The sequence below is a fragment of the Ktedonobacter robiniae genome, assembly GCF_016587375.1.
GTDB lineage: Bacteria > Chloroflexota > Ktedonobacteria > Ktedonobacterales > Ktedonobacteraceae > Ktedonobacter > Ktedonobacter robiniae.
In genome coordinates this window covers 155,655-181,430 of the sequence record NZ_BNJG01000001.1, presented here as the reverse complement: position 1 = coordinate 181,430, position 25,776 = coordinate 155,655, and the positions used below count along the sequence as shown (strand labels likewise).

Below are 25,776 nucleotides of genomic sequence, written 5' to 3'. Positions count from 1 at the left end.
TTGTTCCAACTTCTCTCACAAAATGCCTGCTTGTGAGCGATCTGTGCCTGTCTATGTATCAGCGAGAATTTTGGCCATCGTATAGGCGTCAACAAACTGCCCCCGCACATAATAGGCATCTTTCAGCGTCCCCTCGATGACAAAGCCACGCCTGGTATAGAGCGCGATTCCGGCCTTATTATGCGTATGCACGTCGAGCGCGAGGCGGTGCAGATGCAGGGAGCGCGCCCAGTTTTCAACGGCCAGAAAGAGCTGGGTGCCGATGCCCTTGCCGGTATAGGCTTGCAGGATGCCAATGAAGATATGCGCACTATGAGCGGTGCGTCGTACCCGGCCTCGCTCTGCTCCCAGGCAACCAATCAGACGCTCACCATGTTCGGCCACAAAGAGGATGTCTGAGGTCATGTCTTCTTGCTGGTGCGCAAAGTGTTTAAGCAGCTCATCAGGATTATTTTTGCGCTCCTCTGGCTCAAGCAGCATAAATGTTGTCTCTTGATCAAGTTGCCGCATGAGGGCCAGGCATGCTTCTGCATCACTGGCCCGAACGGGTCGAATAGAGATCGTCTCTTGGCTTGGCGAGAGCTTATAGTGTATCGAGAGTGAGTCCTGCGCCATTCTACCCTTCCTGCTATGAAAGTGTGTGCCGTGTTTGATATTCCCTTGTTATGTCCTTTTTGCCTTGTGCAGACCATGCACTGCCATTCTAAATCTACTCAAATGTGCTCACACACCCTCGAATAGATTTAATTGCTGCACGTGCCCCTCACAGCGTAAGTCCCATGCAGGCGGCAAGCCGCCTGCGGGAGAAGCCTCCATGACTTCTCCGCCGCTTTGGGTCACCTGCAGCACACCGCACTCCCCAGAGGAAGTGTGTGGCCCTCGCCGGGCAAGGAACCTCATCAAGATGTTGACGGCGCTATTGTCGTCTCGATCCATGCTGAGTCCACATTCCGCGCACTGATAGGTCCTCTTCCACAATGGCATGGCTTGCAGATTCCCACAGCCACTGCACTGCTTGGACGTGTTGCGCTCATCTACGAACTGAAGCTCTTTCCCATACAACTGGCATTTATAGGTGAGCATCTGCACAAAGGCGTACAAGCCCCAGTCGTTGTAGACGGCTCTGTTGAGTGTCTTCTTGCGCTCTTGATGCTCTTTGATGACCATTTGCCGTTGAGAAAGATCTCCGACGACGACAGTTCTCTCAACCAATCGTCGTGCAATGAGATGCGAGGCCTTGTGCAGGCTATCGCGTTGTTTGTTGCGCTTCTTCTGCGACACGCGCTTGTAGACCCTGCTCAGATGAAGGTAACGACGGGATTTCTTCTTACATTTGCTGCATTTCGAGCGAAGACGATCCAACTGTTTGTTGTACCAACGCGAGCCTTTGAACCCGCCAATGTGATAGATGCGGCCCTCTTGCGTGACGCCCGTTGCCAGTGTCTTGATCCCCAGATCGAAGGCCACGGTGCCGCCATCGCGTGTGGCTTCCTCGTCCTCTCGATAGCTGAAGGAGGCGTAGTAGTTGCCTCTGCCATCGCGACTGATGGCCACCTCTCCAAAGCCTTCTGGAGGCTCTTCGGTGAGGACGGCACGGATGGCAGGGAAGCGTTTGTGCTTGCCCTTGCCTCCAGTGGGCAGGATGAGGGTGTTTCCCTCACGCGTGAGATACATCGCGGGATAACAGAGGGTAAAGAAGCAATGACGAGGCCGCACGCGGGGAAAGCCTGGGGTTTCTCCATTGGCGACGCGGCGAAAGAAGGCTCGCATGGCTGCATCCAGGCGATAGTAGACGTCGGCAAGCAGCTTGCCATACACCTGATTGAGTTCAGGATCATGGGCACGACTCTGGGCCAGGGTTTTCTTGCATGCGTTGAATCGCCACTTCTCTCCGTCTCGCAGTTTCATGACCCACCAATTGTAGAGCCCTCTGCATTTCCCTTGCATGAGCTCAAGGGTAGCTGCATCTCGCTCGCTCATGTTCAGTTTCATTTTTTTGCAGAGGAGCATGAAGACCCCTTCCCTTTCAACACCACACGGAAAGATCGACGTCGCCTCTTTCGCGAGAAACGACAGATACATGAATTGGAACACTTTTTCTTATTTCGTGCGTGTAGCATACCATGATATCGTCTCTCTGTCAACGCCTCCAAAGGTGTACAATAAGCGCACCTTCGACCATCGTCGCGCACATTTTCGATTGCTGTTCTTACGCTCCTTCCAGGTGAGATGCTGGCGCCATCAGGCCTGGTTCATCTGTCCATCTACGAATTTGAGCGATCCATCCGCCTGTTGGCCAACGATATAGTAGCCGCTATACATCGTGGTCTGCCCATCGGTGGAGAGGGCTTGCAAGGTGAGGGAGACCTTTTGCCCCTGGGGGTCATCGCTGCTACGGATCGTTTGGATGGTGTCTTTGTCAGTCGTAGCAAAGCCATTTTTAAAGTCATCATAGGTTTGATTGATGTGGGCCCAGAGATCATAGGCTTGTTGATATTGTTTGGCATTGATGTAGCTGTAGTACTTGTAAACTACGCTCTCGGCCTGCGCTGAGGTCACTGTTGGCGTCGGAGTGGTCTGGGTTGGAGTTGCGGTGGCCTCCGGTGTGTCAGTTGGTTGGGCCGTTGTCGTGTCTGTGGGTTGGTTGGCGGTTGTCGGAGTAGCCTGAGGAGCAGTCGTCGCTGTGGCATTATTGGCCGTGTTCGGGAAGAGTCTGCCCGAGCCAGCGAGTAAGATGCCCCCAGTCACAAGGACAATCAGAACGGCGAGTATGACGAGTGTTGTGAGTAGCCCATTGCCGCGCCTGGGGGGCTGGGGCTGATAGTATGGAGCGGGCTGAGGGGGAGTGTAGCCCTCTTGTTGTTGCCTATAGGGATATGGGGATGGAGATACTGGATTGTAGGGATTAGAGGTATGAGGAGGAGGCGCTGGATAAGCAGGTGTTGGCCGTGTAGAGGACGGCACGGCACTCGTGGGCGCGTTGTTGTTGCTATAGGTTTCATAGCCTCTCTGATCCTGTTGCGTGCGCGCTGAATAGGCATCACCTGGCTGGCCAGGCTGATGCTGCGGCATCGCCTGCATTGAGACCTGCGTCTCGTTATTTATGTCATTGGTAGTAGGCGCTTGCTGGCCTACCAGGTTCTCATCGACCGGGGCGCCACAGCGGGGGCACTTCGTCGAGCCGGGTGGTATAAGCAAGCCACATTGACCACAAAACACCATATTGGCCTCTCAAATCCTTTCTCCGAGCAGGTTCTCTCTATTTTCTCTATGATGCCAAATGAAGCAATAACATTTAGGGTATGAATACAATCAGGAATATTGTTCTATGATACAACAATCATATCAGTCGTTTTGAAGTGGAGCTTGGCTACTTTGCGTAGTATATCTGCCCCATGTTGTGCAACCAGTTCTCGTCCAATGGTAACAATCTGTGGGTTAGAGGCCCCCTTGGGAAGCTCAATCCCTACGCTTCGTGAAAGCTCTGCCAGCTCACGAACAAAGGCGGCGCGTGCCATAATGGAGGCTGCGGCCACCGCGGTATCATCTTCGGCCCGAGGCCTCTGCTCCAGTGTAATCGAGCACCCCGTTTGCCTCAAGGCGTCAAGTAAGAGGCGCTCTGCACCAAATTGGTCAACAATAGCCAGCGACGCTGCCACGGTAGGTTGGAGGCGCGTAATAGTATGGGCGTGTGCCTGCGCGAGCAGCAAGTTAAGGTTTGGTGTCGCCTGGTAGAGACGATTATAGCGCTCGGGATCATAGATGCGTAACAGGCCCTGCCCACGGCAGATGCGTTCTATCTCGCTGGCCATCTCCAACATAACGGCATCGGTGAGGCGTTTGCTGTCGCGTACCCCCAGGGCGAGAAGTTGCTCCTCTGTGTGATTATCCACGTAGAGCGCGGCCATGACCAGGGGACCATAGTAATCTCCTTTGCCCGATTCGTCGCACCCAATGCGTGCCAGGCCTGTGGCGCGTGGTCGCTCTCCTCCTGATTGACTCTTGAGTACGGAAGCCGTTGTTGCTACCTGTGGTGCTATTGAGGAGCTATTCCAGGCTTTGAGCGCGTTCTGGAGCGCACTGGCCTGCCCCTGTACATTAATGCGCCCGGTGGTATAGAGCGTGACTGGCACGCTGATCTTGCCATCGCTGACCACGAATTGGTGCCCACTCTGTACCGCCTTCTCGCTAAGAATACGCCATCCCTGATCTGCAATATAGGTATGGAAGGCAATAATGGTTGTCTCTAGCTTGCTTGTGGGCATCCTCTTTCCTTTCGACAGGGTGCGCTTAATGTTGCCGTATTTGCCAGCTTTGCTTATTGTACTTTATGCTTGGTAAACGTTTCGACTGACATCTTTGGAGACGCTGATTGTTCCTATTGTAGCAGGAAGTGAGATTGGCGGTAATATATTTGCTCATTTTATAGCCCTCTTGACTGTTCTTTCCTTCACACCTGCGGTGCTCAGGACTATGTACTTGTCAAAAGGGGCGGGGCGTGCTATTCTCGCACATATGATCTAATTGACAGCGATTTATTTGGCGAAGTGGAGTTATGGCATGGCGCAGGTGGATGAGAATAGTGTGCCGCAGCGAGGGACATTACTGCGCAGGGCACATGAACTGCTTGAGCAGGTCGGGCAACCGGTCGCAGAAGAGCAGTTAATCGAATATCTCTTTGGGGTGACGGGCGGTGGCAACTCCAATGGCTTCTGGACAATATTATTGCGGCAGACGTTGCGCGGCTCTCCTCTCTTTGACGCTCTCTCAGTTGGTGATGAAGACGAGATGGGTGGTCAAGAACGGCTGTGGGGTTTAACCGCGTGGAAGCGTACTCAGCTTGCGCTTGAAGAGGTAGAGTTTGTGGTGGTGGATACCGAGACGACCGGGCTACGGCCCGGGCCGGACCGTGTGATTGAGGTAGCGGGCGTGCGTATGCGTAATGGCGAGATCCTGGATACCTTTCAGAGCCTGGTGCATCCAGAGCGGCGCATTCCTCCCTTTATTGTGCGCTTTACAGGTATTTCTCCAGAGATGCTAGCTGATGCGCCCAAGGCGCGCGATATCATGCCAGATTTCCTGCGTTTTATTGAGGGCGCAACCCTGGTTGGACATAATCTGAGCTTTGATGTCAATTTTCTCACGCACGAAGCCCAGTTGTTGGGCCTGCCCTTTCCTGTTGAGGGCCTGGATACAATTTTGCTCTCGCGTCGTCTGTTGCCAGGTCTGAAGCGCTTCAAGCTGGACATGGTGGCGCAATATTTACAGATCAGGACGCATGACCGGCACCGCGCCCTGGGTGATGCCCGGGTGACGGCCGATGTCTTTGCTCGCTTGATTGAACGCGCAAAAGTACAGGGGATACATACGCTGGGACATCTACGCCTGCGCCAGCAGTTGTCTGTGGCCTGGAGTGGGGATATCACCCAGGTAGATGCGAAGGTGGCGGCGCGTGGCCGGGCCGACGAGAAGCTTTCGGGCGTGGCGACGCGACCGAACGGGAGCCTCCTGCTCAATCCTGCCTGGCGGCGCAACTTCCCTGAGAAGCCCGGTGTCTATCTCATGCGGGACGAGCATGGGCAGGTGATCTATGTTGGCAAGGCGAAATGCCTGAAGGACAGGCTGGGTTCCTATTATAGCCAGCCGCTGGGATACACGCGCAAGATGGATGGCCTCTTGCAGAACGTACGCCAGATTGAGACGAGGGTGCTGGGTTCGGAGCTGGAGGCGTTGCTGGTGGAGTCGCGGCTGATCAAAGAGTTGCAGCCGATGTATAATGTGCAATTGCGCAACTATGAACTCTATCCCTTTATCAAGATCGATGTACAGCATGCCTTTCCCAGGATCTACGCCACGCGCGAGATCGCGGCGGATGGTGCGCGCTACTTTGGTCCCTTCCGCAGCCGCAGGGTTGTGGATGCGACCATTGAATTGATGCAGAAGATCTTTCCGGTGCGCACCTGTACACGCGGCCTGCCACCAGCAGCGAAGGCTTCTGATCCCTGTTTGCGTCACCATCTGGGGCGCTGTCCCGCTCCCTGTCGGGGTGGCGTAGATGAGGATGAGTATCGTAAAATTATCGAACAGGTTTGTGCCTTCCTGGGTGGTGAGCGAGAGGACCTCTTTGATCGCCTGCGCCGACAGATGTTTGAGGCGGCGCAACAGCTCAACTTTGAGCGAGCCGCCTGGCTACGTGACGCACTGCGCAGCGCCGACGAGGTCCTGATCGGTCAGCAGTTGATCACGGGCGCCGTTGAGGCCAACAATTTGTTTATTGTCTATCCCTCATCCGAGCTTGACCACAATGAACTCTTTCTGGTCAGACATGGTCGCTTGATTGCCCAGCAGCGCGTGGCCCATAATGAGCCAGAGACAAAGCTGGCCCTGCGTACTTTGCTGGTTCAGGCGCGTGACTTAGGGCGCCCGCCTGATATTGTGGGTCAGGCCGAAGTCGATCAAATTAATATTATCAGTCGTTGGATTCATCATCATAGTGAAGACCGGGCCTTCTTCCCATTTTCATCTGCCCTGGCAAGCGAGGAGGAGCAGGAGGCGTTGTTCGCACAGATCTGGCAGCATATCGGTGCCGAACCACTCTTGCCGCTGGAAGAGTAGGTAGAAGTGCGCGTGTATCGTATTTTTTCTTTTCATTGGAGACCGAAACAGCATGTTATTATCCGATAAACGTATCCTTGAAGAACTAGAGCAGGGCAATATCGTTATTGAACCCTTTGATATGCGTCACCTGGGAACCAACTCATATGACTGCCGCCTGGGCGAGTGGTATTTCCAGGGGGACGCCAATATAGAGGCTATGCACCTGGACAACCCGGAGGAGATTCGTCGCTACTGGGGAATGCCCCGCCAGGCAAGCGAGGGAAAGATCGCGATTCGCCCCGGCACGACGATTCTGGCGCATACACAGGAGATCATTGGTGGTCATAACGGCTACCTGGCAAAGATGTATTCGCGTAGCACGGTCGCGCGCTCGGGCCTCTCGGTCTGCCGCTGTGCCGGTGTGGGTGATGTCGGTTATATTAGCCGCTGGACCATGGAGATTAGCAATCATACGCAGACGACCATCTACGTCCCCGTGGGCTTCCGCATCTGCCAGTTGACCTTTGAATTTATTGGCGAGACGCTCAAGGAGTATCACGGCAAGTACGGCAAGCGTGCGGAATCCTGGCGTCCAGAGGATATGCTCCCCAAGCCCTACTTTGACTGGGACTACGATGTCTATCGCACCGATAAGGGAGGCAAGTAGGGCGTGGAACGTGGCGTACTGATTTCGTTTGAGGGTCTCGATGGGGCGGGCAAGACCACACAGATGAACCTGCTAGAGGAGTGGCTACAGAGCCAGGGGGTGTCATATCTGCGCACACGTGAGCCGGGTGGCTCTCCCCTAGGGGTGGAGATCCGGCGCCTCCTGCTGAACCGCCCCGACCTGCATATCTCTCCCCTGGCCGAAGCCCTGCTCTTCCAGGCTGACCGCGCCCAGCATTTTGCCGAGGTGATCCTGCCCGCGCTTGACGAGGGGAAAGTAATCGTCTCGGATCGCTGCTTTGATTCCAGCATTGCCTATCAAGGAGCGGCGCGTGGTGTTGGTGAGCAACTGGTGGAGGATCTCTCACTGTTGGCGACACAGGGACATCAGCCCAATCTAACTATCATGCTGGATTTGCCACCTGAGAAGGTGCAGCAACGCACCAACCTGGCCGTGGACCAGAGTGGTATGCGTACTGAGCAGAGCCATTTTGATCGCGAAACGGAGACCTTTCATCGGACCTTGCGCGAGGCCTTTCTCACGCTAGCCCGCAGGTATCCACAGCGTATCAAAGTGCTTGATGCCTCGCGTACTCCTGAAGTCATTCAGCGCGAGATCCAGGGTCACGTTGAGCGGCTCCTGGCGGCGCGTGCATAAGATAAGAGCCAGGATGAACGGGATGCTGAGATTATCAGCACCCCGTTTGCTTATGCCGGCAAGCCCTGGGCTGTCAGTAGGGCTTGCGTCTCTTTGTGGAGTGCCTCAAGTTGCTCGAGCGCAGCCTTGAGGTTTGCGCTCTCGGGCGTGAGGAGCGTATAGGCCTCGCCAATGCGCTCGGCGAAGTGGGTAGGTACGAGCGGGAAGGCGTTGGCGAGCGCCACGGCGCCCTTCTCGTTCATCCAGTAGCAGGTGTTGAGCGCGAAGAGGACCTGGAGCAGGCAGGAAACCGCGCGAAAGCAGCAGCCCGCGACATAGGAAACATCACCGCGCCTGGCCGCTTTGGCCGCATTCTGGATGGCGAAATCGATCTCCCAGAAGAAGCTTCGGACGATCCCCTCCTGCAATTGACGAGGGTAGGGTGTGGTCAGGGTTTTTAGGCGCTGGACCTCGCCCGCCGGGTCCCAGAGCACGCGGCAGAGCGCGATTTCCGACATATACATAGCGGTCGTAAAGCCATGTGGATGGCCTGGCTGGTAGTCAATGCTCACGCGTCCAGCGCGACTCTCGGTAATGGAATGTGCGACCGCGCGCAGATCGCGGTAGAGGAAGTCGACATGCATCCCCTGCACCACCAGCCAGCCACCGCCATTGATGCGTGGTCCCCAGCCGCCGAAATCGGTGAGCACATCCTGGCGGTGTTCGTCATCGACCCTGGCTGCGACGGCACGTAAGTGGCGCAGGTCAATGGGATTTTCGGAATCATAGTAGAGTCCCAGATCAATGTCTGAGGTTGACGTGGCTGCTCCTCGGCCACGCGACCCACCAAGCACAATGCCAGATAGGCCAGGAGTGTCGCGGAGCTCATTGAGCAAGAGATCCAGTATTATATCTGCGTTCAAAGAAGCATTCTCGTTTCTAGCAGTGTCTGAGTGAGACACGATTACGCATCTGGCTGTTTACCAAGGACTTCGGGATTGACGACATTGATGGGGTGGCCAGCCTGGAATGCAACTACCTGCTCGAAGGCCGCGCCAAAGAAGGATTCATAGCTATCTTTCTCCACATACCCGATATGGGGTGTGCAAATGACATTCTCCATATGTAGCAGAGGGTGGTCGGTGACTGGCTCGCTCTCATAGACATCCACGGCGGCTGAGCCTGGGCGTCCAGCGCGTAGTGCCTCCTCCAGCACGCCAGGAGCAATCAGGCCTGCGCGGCTGGTGTTGACCAGAAGGGCGGATGGCTTCATCGCCGTCAGGTCAGTGGCGGTCACGATCCCACGTGTAGCCTCTGCCATTTTGACGTGAAGGGTAAGGATATCGGCGCGCTCGAAAAGCATCTGCTGGCTGCTGGCGGTCTCAAAGCCATCGGCCTGGGCACGAGCTAGTGAACCTTCGCGTCCCCACACGAGTACCTTCATACCAAAGGCGCGACCGTAGCCCGCGACCAGACTACCGATCCTACCATAGCCAAAGATGCCCAGAGTGCGATTGCGCAGACCGGTACCAAGTGTCGTCTGCCAGCGGCCAGCCTTCATCGACACGATCTCCTGGGGAATATGCCGTGTCGCGGCCAGGATCAGGCCCCAGGTCACTTCAGCGGTGGAGTAAGAGGTCCCGCCACCCGCCGCGATGACGATTCCATGGCGTGTGCAGGCCTCTACATCGATATGGGGGTAGCCCCTGCCGGTCTGGCTAATCAACTTGAGGTTGGGCAGGCGTTCCAGGAGGGCCTCGCTGATCTTTGTGCGCTCGCGGATAAGTACCAGGGCATCGGCCTCGCGAAAGCGGCTGGCAAGGGCCTCAATATCGGTGACGCTATCATTATAGATGGTGACATCGTGTCCTTTGAGCTGCGCGAAGCAATCGAGCTGCCGTATAGCATCCTGGTAGTCATCAGGAATAACAATCTTCAAAACTTTTCCTCCTTTGTTTTGGGTCTCAACGCTGAGGATGCGGGTGAAATAAAGGGTGCCTTAGAGCACTTCCAGGCGCTCTTTGCGGCGTTGGGCTTCGAGGTAGTTCGGATCGATCTCCAGGGCGCGATTGACGGCGGCCAGGGCCTCCTGTTTGTGCCCCAGGATACCCAGGACCCAGGCCTTGGCATCCCAGGCCGCGGCGTCGTGGTCCTGGAGGGTCAGGGACTGCTCGAAGTCTGCCAGGGCCTCCTGGTAGCGGGCGAGCATGGCGAAACAAGTTCCACGGGTGTACCAGGTTTCTGGGTTAGCGGGGTTGAGCGCGACCGCTTTCTCCGCTGCGGCCAGGGCCTCGGTATAGCGGATGGAGTTCGAGAGTTGTTGACTATATTGAAGCCAGAAGGCGGCCTGTTGCTCTTGTGTAGACATGGTTGTGAGCGACTCCTCTATTCATCTGAAGGATGCTGTTTGTGCCACTCTTTGACGACGGCTTCATAGGCATCCCAGGTATCGACATCGTAGTTAGCGTGTGTAGACCCCAACTCTATACTTGTAATCTCGGTTCGATGGCGTGTAAGCACAGCGCGTCCACCCTCGTCTCCCTGTACCTCTTGCAGTTCGGGAAAGAGATTGCGCTCAAAGAGCACCGGGTTCCCGCGTTGTCCCTGGTAGAGAGGCGCGACGATACGGCTATGTGTCGTATGCCGGGCCTCCATAAGTGTATCGAGAATGGCGGCGGAGAGCAAGGGCTGGTCGCCCAGAATGATCAGCGCGGAGTCGCAGTCTGGTACCAGGTGTGTCAGCTCCGTGATGCCCGCGTGAATGGAGGTACTCATCCCTTGTTGGTAAAGTGGGTTATAGACAGGATGGACCTCTAGATGCGCGAGATAGGGGGCGAGCACGGCACGCAACTGCGCGGAGCGATGCCCAAGCACGAGCAGGACTGGTTGTGCTTGTGAGGCCAGGACCGCATCGAGGACATGCGCGATAACGGGACGATCTCCCAGGGGCAGCAAGAGCTTGTGACGGTCTTCACCGATGCGACTGGAGGTCCCCGCGGCAAGAATAATCGCGGCAGTGGTGCGCTCACTCATACGTGCTAGACCTTTCCTATAGCAATAAAATGTATTTTGCAGAAGAGATCTGATGGAATAGAGAGGCAGATTCCTCTTTGTTATATCACCTGGAGGATGGTGAAGTATACACGCCTGAATGAAGTGCTGCTCTTCCGTGCCTGTGTATAAAGCGGGTTGCCAGCGGTGCTATAATGACGTTCAGTTCGAATAGATTAGAGAATATGAAGAGGAATGCAAGTCGAGAAGCTCGTAGCCTACCAGGAGTAAAGAAGAATGCTAAATTCCCCCCACACAATACAAGAACACGTAGAGCCGTTGGATGCCCAGACGCAGGCGAAATATGAGCGTTTGCAAGAGATTTTGCGCGAGATGGAGTCGGTGCTGGTTGCCTATTCAGGTGGGGTCGACAGCGCGCTTCTGCTTAAAGTAGCACACGACGTCCTGGGTGACCGGGCGCTAGGCGCGATTGCCTCATCGGCGGCCTATGCTCCTGAAGAGACGCAAGAAGCGATCGAGGTTGCCACGCAGATGAGCCTGCCCCTTGTGACGCTGGAGACCCATGAGCTGGAGGATGAACGGTACGCATCCAATACCGTCCAGCGCTGCTACTTCTGCAAGACCGAGCTCTTCACAAGTCTGGAGCCAGTAGCGAAGGAGCACAATTTACGTCATATCGCTTATGGCGTCAACAAGGACGATGATGGAGATTTTCGTCCTGGGCAGAAGGCGGCGCGTGAGTTTGGTGTGCGGGGGCCGCTCAAAGAGGCGGAGATGGGTAAGAAAGAGATCCGTGCCATCGCGAAAATGCTGGGTATGCCGGTCTGGGATAAGCCCGCGATGGCCTGTTTCTCTTCGCGTATTCCCTATGGGAGCCGAGTGGATGTGGCCTCTTTGCAGATGGTCTATAAAGCGGAGAAGTTTTTGCGCGAGCAGGGGTTTCGCCAGTTGCGTGTGCGCCACCATGATAAAATCGCCCGTATCGAGGTGGAGCGCTCAGAGATCCCTCGCCTGGTAGAAGAAGAGATGAGCCGCAAGGTGACCGATGCTCTGCGTAAGATTGGCTATTCCTATGTAACAGTCGATTTGTTAGGGTACCGCACGGGCAGCATGAATGAGTCTTTCTTCAAGAAGAAGAAGACTACAGCCGCTGAGTAGGTCGCATGCGTGCATTGCGAATGTAGAGAACTAGCCTCGAGGTGGTAACTGGGCATGTGCCTGGATACTGTCACGAGGCCAGTTTTGTAGAACGTATAGATGTATTTTGTGGCAGCGAAAGCAAGCATATAGGTTTTTTGTCGAGAAAAAGGGTGAAATTCTGCGTTGTGCCAACGTAGATATGTATGTGCGTATCTATTTTGTGTATTTATTTCTTGTCTGCGGGAGTGATATATTTTTAGACAAACGAACGTTAGATAGGATAGAAACGTATAGATTTTTAAGCGGAGGAGCGTGGGCATAAGGGGGAGAGAAGTGTGTTTTGTATAGCACTAACATCCTGTGTAAGGAACTCTTAAGAGGCATGGAGCCTCTTTCCTCCCTATGCCTACAGGCAGGGGTATCCAGAGGCGGAGGATCTGATGAAACTACAACGAAACGCGGTCTCCTTTTCCCTGGGGCCACAGAATACGGATAGGGCCTGTGTACTGGTGCATAATGTTGGCGGGAGTCCTTTAGAGATGAGGGGTCTGGGCGAGTACCTGGCGCAACAGGGCATCCGAGTGCGTGGCATCTCGCTAGCAGGCCACGATGGCGACTTAGAGCACCTGGCCCAGGTTGAGCGAGAGGCGTGGTTGAAGACCATCGCTCAGGAGGTAATGGAGCTAGAAGACTACCCATATGTTTTTTTGGGTGGTTTCTCCGTGGGGTCGGTCCTGGCGATATTATCGGCCCTGGACTTTGGTCAGCAGATTGCGGGCGTCATTGCTATGTCAACGCCTATGCGCCTGTTTCAGGAGTTGAGCTTTCCCTTTGGCGACTATTTTGCGAAGCACCGGCAGCCTCTGGCTGGATATGCGCTGGAGGATCCCTGTGTGCGCCATGATATTCTCACGAGTATACGTCTCCTTGACCCCAAAGGAGTTGAGGAACTGAGTGAAGACGAGATACTGGAGATTGCACTTAAGGAAGCGCGTTACCCCGGCGCGCTTTGGCGCCAGATGACCGCACTGGTGCGGGAACTGCGCGTGCGTTTGCAGGAACTGGTGACACCCTTACTGATTATTCAGGGAAAGCAGGATGCGCTTAACCCGCCTGAGAGCGCCTCCGAGTTGTATCGCAAGGCCGTGTATGCCCCCAAATCGCTGCACTGGCTGGAGCGGAGCGGCCATTTTGTGATGACAGATCTTGAGCAAGAACAACTCTGTTTTCTCTGCGCTTCGTTTATTAATGATATTGTCTTGCATGATCGCTTAAGCGGCTAGCGAATTAGTTGTTTGTGTTGGCAGTGACTACTCACCATTGTATGGCTCGCCGGGTAGGGGTGTGTTGGCGGCACGCTGGCAAAGCCAGCGTGCCGCCAACACACCCCTACCCATACGAAGCACCGTAGGTGCTGATGTGTCGCTATTTTCTGTAGCTATCCCGGCTATGGTATAATCTGTTTAGCTAAGTGTTCTATGCACACCAAGTAAGAAGTGATAGGGTTTTGCCATAAGCAGGAAATAGTAATTATGCCAGAGCATGTTTTACAGTCAGAGGCGCCCGAGCGTGCGCAGCGCCTTATCTATATGGACCACGCGGCCACCACCGCGCTTGACCCACGTGTTCTTGAGAGTATGATGCCGCACCTGACCGAGCAGTACGGCAATGCCAGCAGTATCTATGCGCTGGGCCGGCAGGCCATGCAGACCATTTCGCATGCGCGTGAAGAGGTGGCGGCGTTGCTCAATTGCCAGCCCGCTGAGATCGCCTTTGTAGGTTGTGGTTCTGAAAGCGATAACCTGGCGATCAAGGGCATGGCCTTTGCCTCGCAAAAGAAGGGTAACCGCCTGATTACCAGTTCGATTGAGCACCACGCGGTCCTGCACACCTGTAACTACCTGGAGCGTTTTGGCTTTGAGACGACCTATCTCCCAGTTGACGAGAACGCGTTGATCGATCCAGACGCGGTTGGGCGGGCCATTACCGATAAAACCGTGCTGGTCTCGATCATGTTTGCTAATAATGAGGTCGGAACCATCGAACCTATAGCCGAGATTGGCAAGATCTGTCGTGCGCGCAAGGTCCCCTTCCACGTGGATGCGGTACAGGCGGGTGGCGCACTCCCCATCGATGTGGTCGCGTTAAATGTGGACTTGCTCTCGCTCTCGGCGCATAAATTTTATGGACCAAAGGGGATGGGTATTCTCTATGTCAAGCAAGGGAAGCGCATCCTGCCACAGTTGCAGGGGGGATCGCAGGAGCGTGGTAGGCGGGCCGGTACCGAGAATGTCGCGGGCATCGTCGGGACGGCCGAGGCCTTCCGGCTGGCCCAGGAAGAGCTAGAGACTGTGACGCCACGTATTCGCAAACTGCGCGATCGCCTGATCGAGGGCATCCTGACCATTCCCAGGAGTCGCCTAACAGGCCATCCAGTGCAACGCCTGCCCAATAACGCGAGCTTCTGTTTTGAGGGGGTGGAGGGAGAGTCGATCCTGATTCACCTGGATATGCTGGGGATCGCAGCCTCGACCGGTTCGGCCTGTACCTCAGGCTCGATTGATCCCTCACATGTCCTGGAGGCCATGGGCTATCCGTCGGAGTGGTCGCATGGGAGCTTGCGCCTGACGCTCGGTAAGGAGAATACCGAGGAAGAGGTTGAGCGAGTCATCACGCTCCTGCCTGGAGTGGTAGAGAAGGTGCGGACCCTGGGCTTATAGCCGAAAAGTATAGGTAGAAGAGAGGCATATGCGTTAGTATGGCCTCTCTTCTTTTGTTTCGTGTGGGAGCACCGCCGGCACGCAAAGGCCAGGCTGGAATTGGCTTTTGCTCAGCCATAATATGGGCAATTGGCTTATTGTAAGGATGAATGTTTTTATGTTACATTGAATGTACCGGGAGGGTGTTGGCGGTGCTGCCACTATATGTCCTTGCAAGTTGTACGCAGGAGCGTAGCGACTATTGTAGCGCCAGGTCGTTGTAGAGCGTTCTCAACGAAGCCTCCAGATATCGGATGAAAGGAATGGTTTTAGGGGATGGATACGTTAAAACGTGAAACGTTGTCGCAGCGGGTGCGGCAGGTGAGGCCCTCTGGCATTCGTAAGTTCTTTGATATTATTAATACCATGCCAGAGGTTATTTCATTGGGAGTGGGAGAGCCCGACTTCGTCACGCCAGAACATATTCGGCGCGCTGGCATTCGCTCAATTGAAGAAGGACATACGCAGTACACCTCTAACTATGGCATGATTGAGCTACGCCAGGAGATCGCCAAGAAATTGCAGGCGCTCTATGGCTTAGAGTATGATCCCGCTAAGCAGATCCTGGTCACGGTCGGGGTAAGCGAAGGTGTCGACCTGGCTATGCGTACTATCATTGATCCCGGTGACGAGGTGATCGCGCCCGATCCGGGATATGTGGCCTATGAGGCGGACATCATTTTCGCCGGGGGTGTAGCGGTTCCGGTGCCAACATACGCGCAGTATGACTTCGCTGTACGCGCAGAGGAGATAGCCGCGGCGATTACCCCGCGCACCAAGATGCTTCTGCTGGGCAATCCCAATAATCCCACAGGTGCGGTGATTCCCCGTGAGGAGCTTGAGAAGATTGCTGCCTTGGCTGTCGAGCATGATTTGATTGTGCTCTCCGACGAGGTATATAGCCGTCTGACCTATGGTGTTGATCACTTTAGCATCGCCTCGCTACCCGGGATGAAGGAGCGCACCATTTTGATGGATGGCTTCTCCAAGTCATATGCCATGACCGGCTGGCGCGTGGGCTACGTCGCGGCCTCCACCGAGATCCTTGAGGCCATGCTCAAGATCCACCAGTATACCATTATGTGCGCCGGGACTGCGCCTCAGGAGGCCGCTTTACAGGCGTTGCGCTACGGCGATGACGACGTTAAGCAGATGCATGATGAGTATGAGCGCCGGGGCCAGATGTTTGTGGCGGGCCTTAATAAGCTGGGTCTGGCCTGTTGTGAGCCACGAGGCGCATTTTATGCCTTCCCCTTTATTGGCCATACGGGGATGAACGACGAGGAATTCGCGGAGAAATTGCTCTTTGAAGAGAAGGTTGCCGTCGTTCCTGGTAGCTCGTTTGGTGAGGCGGGACGCAATTATGTGCGCTGCGCCTACTGCACCTCCTATGAGAAATTGGAAGAGGCCCTGGTGCGCATCGAGCGCTTCTTGCAGAAGCACGCCAGGTAGCGCGTCATCTGTTTGACTTCTCGCGCCTGCGGTGCTCGCTTTGGTCAATGATGTAGTGCACCGCGACAGCCTGCGGCTGTCGCGGTGCACTACATCATTGACCAATTGTATTATTTGGCGGAAACAGGTTCCCAGGATGGAGCCTGGGCGCGGTCGCGTTTCAACTCAAAGACATTGGGCTGGGTCAGGAAGTAGGCGGTATGATCCCAGAGGATCGCAGCCTCTTCGCCCTCAGGTACACTATGGATGACCGGGCCATAGAAGCCTACGGTCGAACCCTCAAAGGCGATGGTGGGTACGCCAAAGGCCGCGTAGCGATCAACGGCCTCTTTATGGTCGTTGAGTACCTCCTGGACCGTCGACTCATCGGCGAGGGCCTGGGCGACAAAGTTGCTGCCGAGTCCCGCTTCCTGTGCAGCTGCCTCGACGACTGAGCGCTCGCTGATATTCTCTTTGCGTCCGTGGGCGGCATTTCCCAGCGCAACGTAGAGTTTCTCCAGGGACTCATTCCCTTTCTGGCGACGAGCGAGGGCCAGGGTGCGAAGCGCGGTCCAGCCGCGACCGTTCACATAGTCGGGCTGTACACCCTCCTGGCGGTTAACCACTTCGAGGCTAAAGAGTTTCCAGGTAATGTCCACTGGACGCTCCTGGCGTACATTGCGCATCCAGAGGGCGGTGCGCCACGCCAGCGGGCAGAGTGGATCAACGTGCATGTTTACTTTCTTGGGTTGCGTAGCTTCCAAGCTCATGAAAATCACTCCCCAACTGTATCAATAGTCACACTTTACTTTCTGAAGTGTGCGATTATAGAATATTCCCTCGCAAAGATGAATGTCAAATGGAGAGTGGCTGAAAGCGCCTAGAAATTGCTTCTGAGAAATGGTTGGCTCCCATTTCTTATATCCAAAAGACGATGTGAGCCGAGCAGCATGGATTCGGGATCGGCGCGATGGGGACCAAGGAAGCGCAGAGCAGGTGCCTTCGCCGTCCCCTGATATTTTTGCAGGAGCGGTTGGAGGAACTGGGGGAGCGCGATGCTACCATGATGCTGAGCCAGCAGGAGCAGGTAGTAGCGACTGCGCTCATCCTCTATCACGTTGCGAATAGTTGAGAGGTCAAGCAGGATGCCGCGTTCGTGGCGCGTGAAGAGCAGGATGGGTGCATTATCCATCTCCTGCGAGAGGCGTAAGATACTCTCCTCAAGGTTGGGGACATAAAGTTCCATACGCTGTAGCGTTACGCCTGTCTGCCTGGCCCGGTAGTACATATATTCCAGAAAGTCTTTGGCTTGTTGAATACGTTCCAGGCGAATTCCTTTGTGTTTGTCGGGCGAGCAAGGAATGAAGGCCACACATACCAGGCAGGCAGAGAGGTTCTCTGCCATGACCAGAGCCTGATCGATTGCTTCTCTATCGATACTGTGTGTAAAAGGCAGGAGTAAATACTGCATAAGCGTTTCCATTCTTATTGATGAGTCACTGGTGTTACTGAGCAAATAGCAGGTGTCTGTGTTATTAGTATAGAGGAAAAGGAATAAAGTTTGGCTCAAAATGTGGAAGGCGGGTCTAAAAATATGCTCAGGATCTGGTGACGTTGCTCTTCTGATGAGGAGGAATGCGAAAATAAGAGCGAGCGTTAGTATATTGTGTGTAACTTCTTTCTGGTAGGTAATAGAGTGAGCCCTGGCAACTTATAGCTGCCAGGGCTCACTCTATTACCTACCGAGGCTAGCGCCGTAGGCACGAGGCTAGCATTCGCTATAGCCGCAGTTATAGCATTTGCGGCAGCCTTCCTCGTAGACCATGGTGTTGCAGTCGCACTGGGGGCAGAGGTTGCCCGTCAGGTTGAGTGTGCTAAGGTCGCCATGCTCATGATAGGTGCCATTCGTTCCATTGTGCTTCTGCTCAACAGGGGGATCGTCCTGTTCAGAGGCGGCGTCCTCCTTTTCTTTCTCGCTTGCGAGCTGTGACTCGATATGCAGTTCCAGCGCGCGGGCTACGCCATCGGGCAGTGAGCGCACCTGCTGCACGCCGAAACCAACCGAGCGGCTGCCGCCGATGCCGCGTAGCTGTTCGGTGATGACCTTGGCGCGATCCATCTGCGAGAGCGGACTGAGCAGTTGCAGGTTCAACGAGATCAGGCGCCCCAGAGCCTCGGAGAGGGCCGCGATATCGCTACCGGCCTTACCCAGGGTCACAAAGACCTCCAGGGGACCCTGCTCGTCACTATTGATAGTGATGTTGATCTTGCCCTCGGGGGCGCGCACCTGGCGTGTATAGCCGTGGACAACAGCGGGTCGCTCTTTGATGCCCTGGCGGATCGAGGTCACAGGCTCCATCATAAGGCCCTGGGTCTCGTTCGCATCGCCTGTGGCCTGTTTCTGCTTCTTCTCATCCTCGATACGAGTCAGTACCGCGTCACGCGAGCCATCGCGGTAGTAGGTCACGCCCTTACAGCCCATCTCATAGGCCAGGCGATAGAGTGTCTCGACCTGGTCGACGGTATGGTTGTTAGGCGCGTTCACTGTCTTGCTGATGCTGGCATCGGTGTAGCGCTGGACGGTCGCCTGTACACGTATATGCTCCTCGGGTGAGAGGTCCTTTGAGGAGACAAAGTAGTGAGGTGTTGATGCGTTGGGATGCGCGTCGCGCCAGGCCTGGAGCAGGGGATGATAGAGAATATGCTCACCCGTGCGGTCGCGCCGGATCATGGCGAAGTCAAAGACTGGCTCAATACCCGAGCTGACGCCTGAAAGCAGGCTGGTTGTGCCGGTGGGTGCCTGGGTAAGCAGGACTGCGTTACGTGTGCCGTGCTTCTTGATCTTCTCTTGCAGCGATTTGGGCAGGCGCTTGATGAACTTGCCCTGGAGGTATTTGTCGCGTTCGAAGCGTGGGAAGGGTCCCTTCTCGGCGGCGATCTCCGTTGAGGCCTCGTAGGCCGAGTCGCGGATCGTCGAGTAGATGCGCTCAATCACCGGGATCGAGGCCTCGCTACCATAGGCGACCTTCATCTTGATCAAGGCATCGGCGAGACCCATAGTTCCCAGGCCTGTGCGGCGCGTGCCGAGCTGGGCCTCGCGGTTCTCCTCAAAGAAGTAGTCGGTTGCATCAATGACGTTATCCAGGAAACGCATGGAGACCTTGCTTATCTCTGCCAATCGCTGCCAATCCATGGCTCCATCCGAGACAAAGGCCGCGACATTAAGTGCACCCAGGTTGCACACTCCCCACTCTGGAAGCGGTTGCTCTCCACATGGATTTACGCAACGTATCGTTTCGTAATACCATGTGTTTGATTCTTTGTTGCAGCGATCCATGAAGACGACACCTGGTTCGGCGGATTCCCAGGCCGAGGTGCAGATCAGGTCCCAGAGGTGGCGCGCCTTGATAGTCTTTTTGACCTCGTCCTGCCAGACCAGGTTCCAGTCGGCATCGTCCTTGACGGCCTGCATAAAGGCATCGGAGACGCAGACCGAGAGGTTGGCGTGCTCGATCATGCCCGCCTTTTTCTTCACCGTGATAAACTCTTCGATGTCTGGATGGTTGTCATCCAGCATAAGCATTAAAGCCCCCCTCCGGGAACCACCTTGCTGGATGACATCGCCGGTTGCGACCGAATAGAGTTGCGCCCAGGAGCAGGGACCAGAGGCCGTGCCATTGACCGTTTTGATATAAGAGCCACGTGGGCGGAGTGTGGAGAGATTGATCCCGACGCCGCCGCCACGCGCCATGATCTCGGTCATGACCTTCAAATTCTCCAGAATACCCTGCCGGCTGTCTTCCGGGCTTGGCACTACAAAACAGTTATAAAATGTAACCTGGTGACCGGTTCCGGCGCCCGCGAGGATGCGTCCACCGGGAACAAACTGGAAGTTGGAGAGAGCGTCGTAGAAGCGCTCCTCCCAGAAGGCCTGCTTCTCCTCGCCTTGCTCGACAGAGGCGATGCCACGGGCGACGCGTTTCCACATATCTTCAGGGTAGAACTCCAGAGGTTGTCCGGTGGCATCCTTGAGAGAGTATCTATCCATGAACACCTTCTGGCGAATGCCTTCTAACTGGGTGGGCGAGGCTATGTCGGAGGTAGGTGCAGACTGTATCGTGGAGTCAGACTGTCGTGGTGGCTTCTGTTGTTCTACCATAAAGGCTTGCTCCTTTTCCTTGTACTCTGGGCGTCAAATCAAGTATGAGCTAGATACTGTTTTGCGGCCATCCAGGTCGCTTTATGTGCAATACAAAAGAATATGGATGCGAGAAGACAGCGCTGAAAACGATGGAGACATGGACCATGTCAATTGTGTGGGTGCTGTATGGATACGTGAGACACATGCGGCTGAGAGCCCTTTGGGTGTATCCTCATGTTTCGCTATCGAAAATATATTCTACGCTATCCAGTATACTCGCAATGGCGACCAAAAACAACCCCACTGGCACAACATATTGTGTTGATTAATAAATTTTAACACAATATGTTGTGCCAGTGGCTTTTGTGATATGATGAGGAAACGCGTAAAAGCACCTGGTAGGTACGCGCAGAAAGGCAAGTGTAAGGCCACCTGAGGCCATATGCAGGGAGGATTTATGAGGGCAGAAATTATTTCGTGTGGAACCGAGCTGTTGTTAGGACACATCTCAGATACCAACGCCACGTTCCTGGCGCAGAGCCTGGCGAGCCTGGGCGTTGATTTATATCATGTCTCGCAGGTGGGTGATAATCAGGAGCGTGTCGTGGAGACGCTGCGCCGTGCCCTGGAACGCTCAGATCTCGTCATCATGACGGGGGGTATTGGGCCGACTGAGGACGACCTGACACGTGAGTCAATTAGTATACTCATGGGCGAGGAGATGCGTGTTGATCCAGTCCTGGAGCAGGAGTTACGTGCGCGTTTTTCAGGACGAGACATGCCCGAGCGCAATCTCAAACAGGCGACCTTGATTCCCTCGGCGCAGTCTCTGCCCAATCCGCGTGGATCCGCGCCCGGCTGGTTTGTGCAGAAAGATCAGAAGATCATCGTGGCTATGCCAGGTGTCCCTCGTGAGATGTACCGCATGTGGGAAGAGGAGGCGGTCCCGCGCCTGGCTCCCTACCTGGGCGGAACGATCTTTACGCGTATCCTGCGGGTGTATGGCATGGGTGAATCGACCGTCGAGGAGCGCCTGGGTGAATTGATTCATAACAGTAATCCAACTGTGGCGACCTACGCCAAACCAGATGCCGTCGATGTGCGTATCAGCGCCAAGTCTGCCACAAGCGAAGAGGCTGAGAAACTGGTCTCGGAGGCAGAAGTGCAGGCACGTGAGATCCTGGGTGCGCTGATCTTTGGCACCGATAGGGATACGCTCGCCAGCGTTACCGGAAGCCTGCTCCAAGCGCGTCATCAGACGCTTTCCGTCATGGAGTCGCTAACAGGCGGCCTGCTTGCCAGCACCATTACGGATTTCAAGACCAGTTCCAGCCACTTCATCGGCGGTATCGTTTCCTATAGCACTGATCTTAAAGCGCAGTTTGGCGTGCCACGTGAGACGATTGAGCGCTATGGCGTGGTAAGCGAGGAGACAGCTATCGCGATGGCGAAGGCGGTGCGTATGGAGATAGGGACTGATTTTGGTATTAGTGTGACGGGGGTGGCGGGTCCAGATGAACTTGATGGGAAGCCCGCGGGAACAATGCATATCGCGGTAGCAGGCCCCAATGGGGTGGTCACAGGGATGGGACCGGGATGGAGATCCAGTCGCAGTGACAACAAACGCCATGCCGTCAATACAGCATTAAATCTACTCAGGCTCTATCTAGAGGGACGTGTAGAGCCAAAATAGATTATTACCATTGGGCTACTGGCATGCAGCATACGTCTCTTGTAAGAGCATATCCTGCATGCTATGATCAGAGCCATGAAAGAATAAGGATCGGGAAAGGTCAGGGGAGCAAGTGTCCATCTTGCTCCCCCTGGGTATGGGCCTATGGATACAAAGCGCCAAAAGACAAAAATAGCCGTGCGGGAGCGCGGTGAGCCGAAGCGACGTTCACGGTTTCGTATCAGCCGCACATCGCCGCTCCTAAAGCTTTTTACCGTCCTGGGGCCAGGACTCATCGCCGCGAACGCAGGAAACGATGCCGGTGGTATCGCGACCTTTTCGACTGCGGGCGCCGACTTTGGCTATGGACTACTCTGGGCACTCGTCATAGCGGGCTTTTGCCTGGCGATTGTGCAGGAAATGTGTGCGCGTATGGGGGCTGTCACGGGCAAGGGTTTGGCGGACCTGATACGTGAGCAGTTTGGGGTCAGGTGGGCGGCCCTGGCCATGCTGGCTCTGCTGGTGGCGAATACGGGCGTCACCATCTCCGAATTTATGGGTATCGCGATGAGCGTCCAGGTATTCACGGGTGATGTGCATACCCCCCTGGTGTATATCGTTGTGCCGTTAACCGCCCTGGTGCTCTGGTGGCTGGTGATCAAGGGGTCCTATCGCCGCGTTGAAATTATCTTTTTGTTTATGTCCCTCGGATTTCTGGCCTACATCCCGGCTGCGTTCGCTGCCCATCCAGACTGGAGCGAGGTTGGAAGGCAGATTGTTTTCCCTTCAATTACTGGTAATCAGAAATACCTCCTGGCCGCAGTGGCCCTGGTGGGTACGACGATTAGCCCTTATATGCAGTTTTTTGTCCAGGCCTCGGTCGCAGATAAAGGGATACATGCGGGCGAGTACTTCTATGAGCAATTGGATGTCTATAGTGGGACTATTTTCGCGGTCCTCATCGCGATCTTTGTGGTTGTCGTGACCGGCGCGACCCTCTATCCGCACCATCAATCAGTTGAGACAGCGCTGGATGCGGCCCTGGCCCTGAAGGCTTTTGCCGGCCCCTACGCGACGCTCCTCTTTGGCATTGGCCTCTTTGGTGCCTCCCTGCTTGCCGCAGCGGTCCTACCGCTCTCGACCGCCTACGGTATCTGTGAAGCCTTTGGTTTTGAGCGAGGCGTCTCGCGGAGCTTTAACGAGGCGCCCGTCTTTCAAAGCATCTTTACAGGTCTGATTATCCTGGGGGTACTGGTAACGCTGATCCCGGGCCTTCCCATCATCCAGGTACTGGTCTTCTTGCAGGGATTGAACGCGGCCATGCTGCCGATCCTCCTGGTGTTTATTATCCTGTTAGTCAACAAGCGACGATTGATGGGGCGACGTGTCAATGGGGTGGTGTTTAATATCATCTCCTGGGCGACCGTTATTCTGATCTCGCTTTTAGTCATACTCTGGCTGACCACAAATTATATCCTTCCAGCTTTTTCCGGTTAAGTCCGGTGTAGAGGCCACTTTCTGGAATAGCAGAGAGAAATTGGACGTTGTTATCTATAGTATGAGATGTGTGTATGCGCGATGCAGCGCAGAATCGAGGCCATTGCGTGAACGAAGACAGAAATAATCCCTTTGAATATACTTACAGGGAGTTTGGCGGCCAGGAGAACGAGGAGGAGCAGGAGCCGAAACAGTATATGCAGCCTGGTTTTTATGCGCCATCTCCCAGGGAAGAGGCCGACAAGATCTATCCCGAGCAGGCTGCTAGCGCCTCCACATCGTCTTATAGTCCTTACCAGGTTTATAACCCCTATGCCGCGAAGGAACAGCAACTTGTTTCTGTCCAGCCTGAAGTCACAGGTGCGTACCGGGGGCCACAGAGCCTGGAGGGATACACCACGGATGTGGGCGTAGAGCAACAAGAGGCGGCTAGGCGTGGCAGTGCCGAGGGTGGAAAAAAGAAGCGAGGTGGCCTGGCTGGCATCGGCACAGGTATTGTGGCGCTGTTTTCCTGGTTACTCAAGTTCAAGGGTCTGGCGATATTGCTCAAGTTCGGTTGGGCAGGCTTCTCGGCCCTCATCACCATTGGCCTGTACTCTATCGTTTTTGGCTGGCAGTTCGCGGTGGGCATCGTGGCGCTTTTGTTTATTCATGAGCTTGGACATGCCTTGATTCTCAAGCTCAAAGGCATGCCGGTGGGCGGAATTGTCTTTGTGCCGTTCTTTGGCGCGATGACGCTTCTGCAACGCCTGCCGACGAATGCCAAGGACGATGCTGAGATCAGCATTGGTGGTCCCATCGCGGGCGCGATCTCGGCGGGCGTCTGCCTGGCTATTGCTGAGATACAGCCCGATCCGCGTAACATCTGGATGGCCCTGGCCTACTTTGGTTTCTTTATCAACCTGCTCAACTTGATCCCGGTGGTGCCCTTTGATGGAGGGCGTATCCTGGGTGCGGTCGACCGTCGCATCTGGATTGCGGGCTTTATTCTCTTGCTGGGCTTCGAGGTCTGGGAGTGGATGCACGGGAACTTCTCGCTCTGGCTAGTCTTGATCCTGATAATAGCAGGCTCCCAGCTCTTTTCTGCGCGTTTTCGCTCCAATAGCCCACAGATGAAGGCGTTCTATACGGTCCCGATATCGACGCGCATCCTCATCTCTGTGCTCTACTTTGGCCTCGCGGCGGTGCTCTTCCTGGGCATGTCAATCGCTCAGGGCATGCTTGTTGTGAATTAACATAGTGGGAGATAGTGTGGCCCCTGGCAGCCTCAGGCTGCCAGGGGCCACACTATCTCCCACTATGTTAACTATTGTTTACTACGAACCTCGACGCCGGCCATCTCTTCCAGGACCTGCATGAGCGCGGTATAATCATCGCGTCCATGCCCGGAGGCGCGGGTCATTTCGTAGAGCTGGCGCGCAATCGCGGTCATGGCCACGGGTGTCTGATTCTCAGAGGCCAGGTCGAGTGCCAGGCCCAGGTCTTTATGCAGCAGGTCGGTCATAAAGCCGGGCTGGAAGCTGCCGTTGAAGGCGCGCATGGGGAACTGGTTTGCGAGCTGCCAGCTCGCGCCACTGCTGACGCCAACGACCTTTGCCATCATATCGACATCTGCGCCAGCTTTGACACCCAGGACAAAGGCCTCGGCGATAGAGGCGGCAATGGTACCACAAAGGATATTGTTGACGATCTTCACTATCTCGCCCGCGCCACTGGGGCCGACATAGAAAATATTCTCCTTCTTGCCCATGGCCTCAAGAACCGGGCGCGCCTTCTCAAAGATCTCCTCTTCGCCACCTACCATGATCGAGAGCGTACCATTGACCGCGCCCTGGGATCCACCGCTGACCGGTGCATCGAGGAAGTGAACTCCTCGCTCACCAGCCTGGGCATGCAATTTGCGTGTCATGCTGGGTGAGATGGTGCTCATATCAATCACGATTAATCCCTTACGCGCCCCTTCGAACACGCCCTGGGGACCGGCGACAACCGCCTCGACATCGGGGGAGTTGGTGACCATTGTAATGACGATCTCGGAGGCCATGGCTACGGCTCGCGGTGAGGGGGCCTGTTTGGCTCCGGCCTGCAAAGCCTCCTGGACATCTGCTTTCTCAGGATGGCGCGCGAAAATGGTCACCTCGTGCCCGTTTTTGAGAAGATTGAGGACCATGGGGCGCCCCATGACACCGATACCAATGAAGCCGACTTGCATAGCGTCTATTCC

Annotated in this window: 22 protein-coding genes; 10 read left to right on the top strand and 12 right to left on the bottom strand. The window is 55.3% G+C overall.

Annotated features, from left to right (window positions below; translation table 11 throughout):
* Nucleotides 1-51 precede the first annotated feature (51 nt).
* The 4 genes from JMJ04_RS00780 to rnhC all read right to left on the bottom strand — a co-directional run bounded on the left by JMJ04_RS00780 (nt 52) and on the right by rnhC (nt 4,265).
* Nucleotides 52-615: a GNAT family N-acetyltransferase gene (locus JMJ04_RS00780; protein ID WP_201368671.1), complete on the bottom strand. Its 564-nt coding sequence runs from the start codon at nt 613-615 to the stop codon at nt 52-54.
* A 108-nt stretch (nt 616-723) separates the two neighbouring features.
* On the bottom strand, nt 724-2,010 hold the full coding sequence (locus tag JMJ04_RS00775; protein WP_201368670.1) for an RNA-guided endonuclease InsQ/TnpB family protein: 1,287 nt from the start codon (nt 2,008-2,010) through the stop codon (nt 724-726).
* Between the two features lie 231 nt (nt 2,011-2,241).
* A complete protein-coding gene (locus tag JMJ04_RS00770) occupies nt 2,242-3,222 on the bottom strand; it encodes a zinc ribbon domain-containing protein (RefSeq protein WP_201368669.1) in 981 nt (326 codons plus the stop codon).
* A 104-nt stretch (nt 3,223-3,326) separates the two neighbouring features.
* On the bottom strand, nt 3,327-4,265 hold the full coding sequence (gene rnhC, locus JMJ04_RS00765; protein ID WP_201368668.1) for a ribonuclease HIII: 939 nt from the start codon (nt 4,263-4,265) through the stop codon (nt 3,327-3,329).
* A gap of 295 nt (nt 4,266-4,560) precedes the next feature.
* Here rnhC and JMJ04_RS00760 point away from each other — a divergent pair, with 295 nt between their 5' ends.
* Genes JMJ04_RS00760 through tmk form a run of 3 tightly spaced genes read left to right on the top strand, consistent with a single transcriptional unit; the run spans nt 4,561 to nt 7,921 of the window.
* The gene (locus JMJ04_RS00760) at nt 4,561-6,615 is read left to right on the top strand and encodes an exonuclease domain-containing protein (RefSeq protein ID WP_201368667.1); all 2,055 of its coding nucleotides are present in this window, start codon (nt 4,561-4,563) and stop codon (nt 6,613-6,615) included.
* A gap of 52 nt (nt 6,616-6,667) precedes the next feature.
* Nucleotides 6,668-7,264 carry a dCTP deaminase gene (locus JMJ04_RS00755; RefSeq protein WP_201368666.1) on the top strand — a complete coding sequence of 199 codons (597 nt, stop codon included), beginning with the start codon at nt 6,668-6,670 and terminating at the stop codon, nt 7,262-7,264.
* Between the two features lie 3 nt (nt 7,265-7,267).
* Nucleotides 7,268-7,921, top strand: coding sequence for a dTMP kinase (gene tmk, locus JMJ04_RS00750; protein ID WP_201368665.1), 654 nt, complete (start codon nt 7,268-7,270; stop codon nt 7,919-7,921).
* A 50-nt stretch (nt 7,922-7,971) separates the two neighbouring features.
* Here the strand turns inward: tmk and JMJ04_RS00745 are convergent, their stop codons facing one another.
* The 4 genes from JMJ04_RS00745 to JMJ04_RS00730 are packed head-to-tail and all read right to left on the bottom strand — an operon-like array spanning nt 7,972 to nt 10,933.
* Nucleotides 7,972-8,823 carry a nucleotidyltransferase domain-containing protein gene (locus tag JMJ04_RS00745; RefSeq protein ID WP_201368664.1) on the bottom strand — a complete coding sequence of 284 codons (852 nt, stop codon included), beginning with the start codon at nt 8,821-8,823 and terminating at the stop codon, nt 7,972-7,974.
* Between the two features lie 41 nt (nt 8,824-8,864).
* Nucleotides 8,865-9,839, bottom strand: coding sequence for a D-2-hydroxyacid dehydrogenase family protein (locus tag JMJ04_RS00740; RefSeq protein WP_201368663.1), 975 nt, complete (start codon nt 9,837-9,839; stop codon nt 8,865-8,867).
* 60 nt (nt 9,840-9,899) lie between these two features.
* On the bottom strand, nt 9,900-10,268 hold the full coding sequence (locus tag JMJ04_RS00735) for a tetratricopeptide repeat protein (RefSeq protein WP_201368662.1): 369 nt from the start codon (nt 10,266-10,268) through the stop codon (nt 9,900-9,902).
* A gap of 17 nt (nt 10,269-10,285) precedes the next feature.
* Nucleotides 10,286-10,933 carry a nucleotidyltransferase family protein gene (locus tag JMJ04_RS00730; RefSeq protein ID WP_201368661.1) on the bottom strand — a complete coding sequence of 216 codons (648 nt, stop codon included), beginning with the start codon at nt 10,931-10,933 and terminating at the stop codon, nt 10,286-10,288.
* 255 nt (nt 10,934-11,188) lie between these two features.
* On the opposite strand from JMJ04_RS00730, the gene larE reads away from it, so the two are divergent.
* The 4 genes from larE (at nt 11,189) to JMJ04_RS00710 (ending at nt 16,263) form a co-directional block, all read left to right on the top strand.
* Nucleotides 11,189-12,070, top strand: coding sequence for an ATP-dependent sacrificial sulfur transferase LarE (gene larE, locus JMJ04_RS00725; RefSeq protein ID WP_201368660.1), 882 nt, complete (start codon nt 11,189-11,191; stop codon nt 12,068-12,070).
* 422 nt (nt 12,071-12,492) lie between these two features.
* Nucleotides 12,493-13,335: an alpha/beta hydrolase gene (locus tag JMJ04_RS00720; RefSeq protein ID WP_201368659.1), complete on the top strand. Its 843-nt coding sequence runs from the start codon at nt 12,493-12,495 to the stop codon at nt 13,333-13,335.
* Nucleotides 13,336-13,584: 249 nt separating this feature from the next.
* Entirely contained in the window at nt 13,585-14,772 is a 1,188-nt protein-coding gene (gene nifS, locus JMJ04_RS00715; protein WP_201368658.1) for a cysteine desulfurase NifS, read from the top strand.
* A gap of 315 nt (nt 14,773-15,087) precedes the next feature.
* On the top strand, nt 15,088-16,263 hold the full coding sequence (locus JMJ04_RS00710) for an aminotransferase class I/II-fold pyridoxal phosphate-dependent enzyme (RefSeq protein ID WP_201368657.1): 1,176 nt from the start codon (nt 15,088-15,090) through the stop codon (nt 16,261-16,263).
* Between the two features lie 110 nt (nt 16,264-16,373).
* On the opposite strand, the gene JMJ04_RS00705 is transcribed toward JMJ04_RS00710, so the two are convergent.
* The 3 genes from JMJ04_RS00705 to JMJ04_RS00695 all read right to left on the bottom strand — a co-directional run bounded on the left by JMJ04_RS00705 (nt 16,374) and on the right by JMJ04_RS00695 (nt 20,401).
* Nucleotides 16,374-17,012 carry a DsbA family oxidoreductase gene (locus tag JMJ04_RS00705; protein WP_201368656.1) on the bottom strand — a complete coding sequence of 213 codons (639 nt, stop codon included), beginning with the start codon at nt 17,010-17,012 and terminating at the stop codon, nt 16,374-16,376.
* A gap of 110 nt (nt 17,013-17,122) precedes the next feature.
* On the bottom strand, nt 17,123-17,713 hold the full coding sequence (locus JMJ04_RS00700; RefSeq protein ID WP_201368655.1) for a hypothetical protein: 591 nt from the start codon (nt 17,711-17,713) through the stop codon (nt 17,123-17,125).
* 297 nt (nt 17,714-18,010) lie between these two features.
* On the bottom strand, nt 18,011-20,401 hold the full coding sequence (locus JMJ04_RS00695) for an adenosylcobalamin-dependent ribonucleoside-diphosphate reductase (protein ID WP_201368654.1): 2,391 nt from the start codon (nt 20,399-20,401) through the stop codon (nt 18,011-18,013).
* A gap of 439 nt (nt 20,402-20,840) precedes the next feature.
* Between JMJ04_RS00695 and JMJ04_RS00690 the strand changes: the two genes are divergently transcribed.
* The 3 genes from JMJ04_RS00690 (at nt 20,841) to JMJ04_RS00680 (ending at nt 24,787) form a co-directional block, all read left to right on the top strand.
* On the top strand, nt 20,841-22,076 hold the full coding sequence (locus JMJ04_RS00690) for a competence/damage-inducible protein A (protein ID WP_201368653.1): 1,236 nt from the start codon (nt 20,841-20,843) through the stop codon (nt 22,074-22,076).
* Between the two features lie 144 nt (nt 22,077-22,220).
* The gene (locus tag JMJ04_RS00685) at nt 22,221-23,552 is read left to right on the top strand and encodes an Nramp family divalent metal transporter (RefSeq protein ID WP_201368652.1); all 1,332 of its coding nucleotides are present in this window, start codon (nt 22,221-22,223) and stop codon (nt 23,550-23,552) included.
* A 107-nt stretch (nt 23,553-23,659) separates the two neighbouring features.
* Nucleotides 23,660-24,787 (top strand): site-2 protease family protein, encoded by a 1,128-nt coding sequence (locus JMJ04_RS00680; RefSeq protein ID WP_201368651.1) that lies wholly within the window; start codon nt 23,660-23,662, stop codon nt 24,785-24,787.
* 71 nt (nt 24,788-24,858) lie between these two features.
* Here the strand turns inward: JMJ04_RS00680 and JMJ04_RS00675 are convergent, their stop codons facing one another.
* Nucleotides 24,859-25,764, bottom strand: a complete 906-nt coding sequence (locus tag JMJ04_RS00675; protein ID WP_201368650.1) for an NAD(P)-dependent oxidoreductase — start codon at nt 25,762-25,764, stop codon at nt 24,859-24,861.
* Between the last annotated feature and the right edge of the window lie 12 nt (nt 25,765-25,776).

Coding starts and splice junctions, on each gene's coding strand:
- rnhC (WP_201368668.1), bottom strand. CDS start 4,265: ATGCCCACAAGCAAGCTAGAGACAACCATTATTGCCTTCCATACCTAT.
- JMJ04_RS00710 (WP_201368657.1), top strand. CDS start 15,088: ATGGATACGTTAAAACGTGAAACGTTGTCGCAGCGGGTGCGGCAGGTG.
- JMJ04_RS00690 (WP_201368653.1), top strand. CDS start 20,841: ATGAGGGCAGAAATTATTTCGTGTGGAACCGAGCTGTTGTTAGGACAC.
- JMJ04_RS00775 (WP_201368670.1), bottom strand. CDS start 2,010: ATGCTCCTCTGCAAAAAAATGAAACTGAACATGAGCGAGCGAGATGCA.
- JMJ04_RS00675 (WP_201368650.1), bottom strand. CDS start 25,764: ATGCAAGTCGGCTTCATTGGTATCGGTGTCATGGGGCGCCCCATGGTC.
- JMJ04_RS00685 (WP_201368652.1), top strand. CDS start 22,221: ATGGATACAAAGCGCCAAAAGACAAAAATAGCCGTGCGGGAGCGCGGT.
- JMJ04_RS00700 (WP_201368655.1), bottom strand. CDS start 17,713: ATGCAGTATTTACTCCTGCCTTTTACACACAGTATCGATAGAGAAGCA.
- larE (WP_201368660.1), top strand. CDS start 11,189: ATGCTAAATTCCCCCCACACAATACAAGAACACGTAGAGCCGTTGGAT.
- nifS (WP_201368658.1), top strand. CDS start 13,585: ATGCCAGAGCATGTTTTACAGTCAGAGGCGCCCGAGCGTGCGCAGCGC.
- JMJ04_RS00695 (WP_201368654.1), bottom strand. CDS start 20,401: ATGGTAGAACAACAGAAGCCACCACGACAGTCTGACTCCACGATACAG.
- JMJ04_RS00735 (WP_201368662.1), bottom strand. CDS start 10,268: ATGTCTACACAAGAGCAACAGGCCGCCTTCTGGCTTCAATATAGTCAA.
- JMJ04_RS00755 (WP_201368666.1), top strand. CDS start 6,668: ATGTTATTATCCGATAAACGTATCCTTGAAGAACTAGAGCAGGGCAAT.
- JMJ04_RS00780 (WP_201368671.1), bottom strand. CDS start 615: ATGGCGCAGGACTCACTCTCGATACACTATAAGCTCTCGCCAAGCCAA.
- JMJ04_RS00770 (WP_201368669.1), bottom strand. CDS start 3,222: ATGGTGTTTTGTGGTCAATGTGGCTTGCTTATACCACCCGGCTCGACG.
- JMJ04_RS00720 (WP_201368659.1), top strand. CDS start 12,493: ATGAAACTACAACGAAACGCGGTCTCCTTTTCCCTGGGGCCACAGAAT.
- JMJ04_RS00705 (WP_201368656.1), bottom strand. CDS start 17,012: ATGAGCTTGGAAGCTACGCAACCCAAGAAAGTAAACATGCACGTTGAT.
- JMJ04_RS00760 (WP_201368667.1), top strand. CDS start 4,561: ATGGCGCAGGTGGATGAGAATAGTGTGCCGCAGCGAGGGACATTACTG.
- JMJ04_RS00730 (WP_201368661.1), bottom strand. CDS start 10,933: ATGAGTGAGCGCACCACTGCCGCGATTATTCTTGCCGCGGGGACCTCC.